At 68.8% G+C, this 3600-nt stretch carries 5 protein-coding genes; 2 read left to right on the forward strand and 3 right to left on the reverse strand.

The features are described from left to right. Positions 1-37 precede the first annotated feature (37 nt). Together ACZ38L_RS38855 and ACZ38L_RS38860 are read right to left on the reverse strand one after the other, a co-directional pair. Positions 38-295 carry a hypothetical protein gene (locus tag ACZ38L_RS38855; RefSeq protein ID WP_465702760.1) on the reverse strand — a complete coding sequence of 86 codons (258 nt, stop codon included), beginning with the start codon at positions 293-295 and terminating at the stop codon, positions 38-40. A gap of 335 nt (positions 296-630) precedes the next feature. Next, the gene (locus ACZ38L_RS38860) at positions 631-1107 is read right to left on the reverse strand and encodes a transposase (RefSeq protein WP_465702762.1); all 477 of its coding nucleotides are present in this window, start codon (positions 1105-1107) and stop codon (positions 631-633) included. Between the two features lie 158 nt (positions 1108-1265). Here ACZ38L_RS38860 and ACZ38L_RS38865 point away from each other — a divergent pair, with 158 nt between their 5' ends. After that, positions 1266-1769, forward strand: coding sequence for a GNAT family N-acetyltransferase (locus ACZ38L_RS38865; RefSeq protein WP_465702764.1), 504 nt, complete (start codon positions 1266-1268; stop codon positions 1767-1769). Between the two features lie 124 nt (positions 1770-1893). Here ACZ38L_RS38865 and ACZ38L_RS38870 read toward each other — a convergent pair whose 3' ends face one another. Next, positions 1894-2097: a hypothetical protein gene (locus ACZ38L_RS38870; protein WP_465702766.1), complete on the reverse strand. Its 204-nt coding sequence runs from the start codon at positions 2095-2097 to the stop codon at positions 1894-1896. Between the two features lie 162 nt (positions 2098-2259). Between ACZ38L_RS38870 and ACZ38L_RS38875 the strand changes: the two genes are divergently transcribed. After that, positions 2260-3366, forward strand: a complete 1107-nt coding sequence (locus ACZ38L_RS38875; protein ID WP_465702768.1) for a DUF5937 family protein — start codon at positions 2260-2262, stop codon at positions 3364-3366. Positions 3367-3600: the final 234 nt, after the last annotated feature.

The following is a 3600-nucleotide window of genomic DNA, read 5'->3' on the forward strand; positions in this document are numbered from 1 at the left end:
TCTGAACTACCTCAGCCCGATCGAGTTCGAACAACGATCAATTATGCTGGCACTCGCCGCATAGCACTGGTGTCCACACTTCTGGGGGAGCCCCCATGAGCCGCTTGGCGTGCTTCTTGTGGACGGCTTGGCGCGTCACACCGAGCGCCTCGGCGACCTGCGGCCAGCCCCAGCCTGCCCGCATGGCTTGCTCGACCGCAGCGTCCTCCAACTGATCGGCAAGGTGCCGTAGCGCCGCGACAGCTGCCAAGGCGTCAGCAGGCTCTTGCGGTATGGGGCTTTCAACGGCAGGCATACAAGCAACTCTAGTTGACTAATCTCCATAGTCAACTAGAGTTGCTTACTGTGAGGCGGGATGAGTCGTGCCGAGTACTCTCCGCCACATGTCCGTGTGTCGGCGAACGAAGGCGGGCTCAAGCGATCAATGCGTCATCCCTGGTCAGGAGGGCGGTGTGGTTACTTCGAGGTCGGGAAGGAAGAGGGTTTCCTGGGTGGCCTGGAAGCGGTAGGACTCGGTGCTGGATAAGCGTGCAGCGGAAGGTGATGCCGGCCTTCAGCAGTCCGTCGATGTACACCGACGCGCCATTGGGCTTCGTGTACTTGCCCGCCGCGCTCATGGCATCGGCGATCTCACCCAACGTCATCGGCTTGTCCGACGTGGCGTAGGGCGTAATAGGCGGACTCGTGTTCCCAGCGCTGGTGGTAGAGGCGGACCAGGGCGCCGGCCGGGTAGCGGCGCGCGCAGGTCAGCGTGGTGGCCAGCCGGTAGGTTCCGGTGAAACTGCTCCCGTCTGCGCAGGACACCGTGATGTGCGCCTCGATGATGCGGACCGGGAGGGTGCCCAGGACGGACAGGTACGAGCCGTCGTGCAGGCGCTGGAGGACGGGCGGGCGTCGGCGGGAGTTCAGGCGCCCGAGGATCTGGGTGCCGGTGGAGGCTGCGGCGGCGAAGAAGGCGTTGCTGTCGAAGCCGCGGTCCCACAGTACGAGCATGTCCGGGCGCAGGTGGTGCAGCAGGCGCGTGGCGTAGGCGGTCTCGCTCTCGGCGACGATCCGCACAGCTCCCTCACGGAACTCCGCGTCGAACTTCCGCCTCTTCTCCGCCATGACTCTCAACTTCCCCTTCAGTCATAGCCTCTACGCTACGAGGGGAAGGTCACCGTGCCCCCAGATCGTGAGTTCGCGCTCGCGGGGCGGACCGCGCGCTCGGCTGAATCGGTCGCCCGGTGGCCGGTTGGTGTGGGTGGCCCCGGTAGCGTGCCGGGATGGGAAAGACCGTCACGTATTTGGAGATGACCGGTCGCGGTGAGCTGAAGCCCGGCCGGGTCGTGCCTGAGTTGGAGCTTCGACGCGAAGAGGGGCTGTCGGTGCTGGCGCGCTCGGTGCAGGCCCGGGTTGGTGCGGCGTACGGATGGCGCAGTTCGACGCGTTCCGATCAGGAGTGGCAGGTGTTGGCGCGGGCGCACCCGCACCGCCAGTACTGGCTGATCAGGCTGGCGGGCGAGACGGCTGGGATCGCCGCGCTGGAGCCCCAGCCCGGTGGGGACGTGGAGATCCGCACCTTCGGGCTCCTGCCGGAGTACGTCGGCCGGGGGCTCGGGGGGCATGCCCTGACGCTGGTGCTGCGACAGGCCTGGGCGACCGAACCGTTGGCGGCCGTGGCCGTGCGCAGGGTGTGGCTGCACACCAACTCCAACGACCATCCGAGCGCGCTCCTCAATTACCGGCTCCGGGGCCTGCGCGTATACCGCACCGAGGTCGAGGAGTAGCGTGCACGACCGGGCCGCGCCTCGCCGGACGGCCGGAGTCCCTCACGGTCCGGGGGCGCAGTCCAGCAGTGGCGGTCACGGGTCTCGCTCGGCGGCGGCACCAGGACGCGCGGACGGGCGGCGGCTACGAGGCACAGCGTGCCCGGCGGTCCGAGGCCGGGAAGCTGCTGCTGCGGACGGGTCGCCCGGCCAGAACGGCCCGGAACCGCCGGTACTCGCGCAGCTCACTCAGCAGCCGGAGCAGGCCGGCGCCGGGCGCGGGAGGGACGGGCTGGTCGAGCTGGCGGGCGCGGTAGGTGTCGAGCAGGTACTGCTGGGTGACGCTCACGGTGGATCGCACTTCCTTGGGACGTGGAGGGTTGGGCTTCGCGGTTGCCCGAATGCCCGGATGCCCTCAGGCTGCCTGCGAGCGGCCAGGGAAGTCCCGTCGTTTGACAGCCTGCGTCAATCGGCGACGCACCCGGCCGGAGTGTTCGGCCACCATAGGGGCATGAGCGTGCGCATCGACATCACCGGGCTGCAGCCACACCAGGTGGCCGCGGCGCCCTCGCCGCTGGCCGAGCTCGGCATGGCACTGCACGCGCTGGCCGAGCCGGGCCACCATCCCGGCCTGCGGTCCTGGGCCGCCGGCGTGACCGCCGGCCTCGACCCGCATCTGGCCGACCGGATGACCGAGGCCGACTTCTTGTGGCGGAACACTTTCTCCGACCTCTTCCTGCCCTACGCCGGCCTCCCGGGACGAACCGTCTTGCCCGCGGCCACCCTCACCGAGGAGCTCGACCTCCTGGACGAACTCACCGACCACCAGTTCGTCGACGCGGCTTTGGAGTTCACCTGCACGCTCCGCTACGACGGGCCCGACCGCAGTCCCCTGGACCATCCCGAACTGCGTGACCGGGCACTGGAGCTGGCCGCCGCCCGCGGACCGCGGCAACTCGGCTTCGCCGAGCGTCTACTGAGCGACCCGCCCCAGGTCCGGTACTGGCTGCGGCAGTTCCTCAGGGACTGCGACGAGGCGTTCTTCGCGCGGACCTGGTCCAGGGTGAGCCCGCAGCACGCGGCCGACACCCGCCACCGCATGGAACTGCTGCGCCGCAAAGGAGTGACCGAGGCGCTGGAATCCCTGTCGCCGGCCATCACCGTGGACGAGACGGCGGCCCACATCACCATCGCCAAACTCGGCACAGGTGGCATCACCACCGCGCGCGGCCACCTGCTCCTCGTACCGACCCGCCTGGGCTGGCCGCACCTGATGGTGCTGCACCGCCAGGGCTGGCAACCGGTGCTCCACTACCCGATCGGCTCCCCCGACCTTGCCGAGACTCCCACGGTCGAACAACTCACCCTGCGCATGACCGCCCTGTCCCACCCCCTGCGCATGCACCTGTGCCGCAATCTCGCCCGCACCGCCTACACCACCGGCGAGCTGGCCCAGATCCACCGCATGACGCCCCCCGAGATCTCCCGCCACCTGACCGTCCTGAAGAACGCCGGACTGATCCACACCCGCCGCCGCGGCCGTTACCTCCTCCACCAACTCGACGTCGCGGTCGTCGCCCGACTCGGCAGCGACTTCCTGGAAGGCATCCTCCGCTGACCGGACGGCTCTGCCCGGCCCCGAGGAACACCCACCGGCGTCGTCGACGGGTCTGTCCAGCCAACGGCTCTGGTCCGTAATCGGTGGTAACGAAGGGTGACGAACGTCGTTGGCATGGTGTGCGCGATGTCAATGAGCTGGTGGGTGTGGTGTTTTCAGGACTTTCGGCCCTCGTCGTCGAGGGCGTGACGGACGAGGGCGAGGTCATCCGTGTGTCGGCGCGGACCCGGGACG

Source organism: Kitasatospora sp. NPDC024654, assembly GCF_055559155.1.

What these genes read in the sequence shown, in the direction of transcription:
- ACZ38L_RS38855 (WP_465702760.1), bottom strand. Translation starts at nt 295, where the DNA reads ATGCCTGCCGTTGAAAGCCCCATACCGCAAGAGCCTGCTGACGCCTTG.
- ACZ38L_RS38860 (WP_465702762.1), bottom strand. Translation starts at nt 1,107, where the DNA reads ATGGCGGAGAAGAGGCGGAAGTTCGACGCGGAGTTCCGTGAGGGAGCT.
- ACZ38L_RS38865 (WP_465702764.1), top strand. Translation starts at nt 1,266, where the DNA reads ATGGGAAAGACCGTCACGTATTTGGAGATGACCGGTCGCGGTGAGCTG.
- ACZ38L_RS38875 (WP_465702768.1), top strand. Translation starts at nt 2,260, where the DNA reads ATGAGCGTGCGCATCGACATCACCGGGCTGCAGCCACACCAGGTGGCC.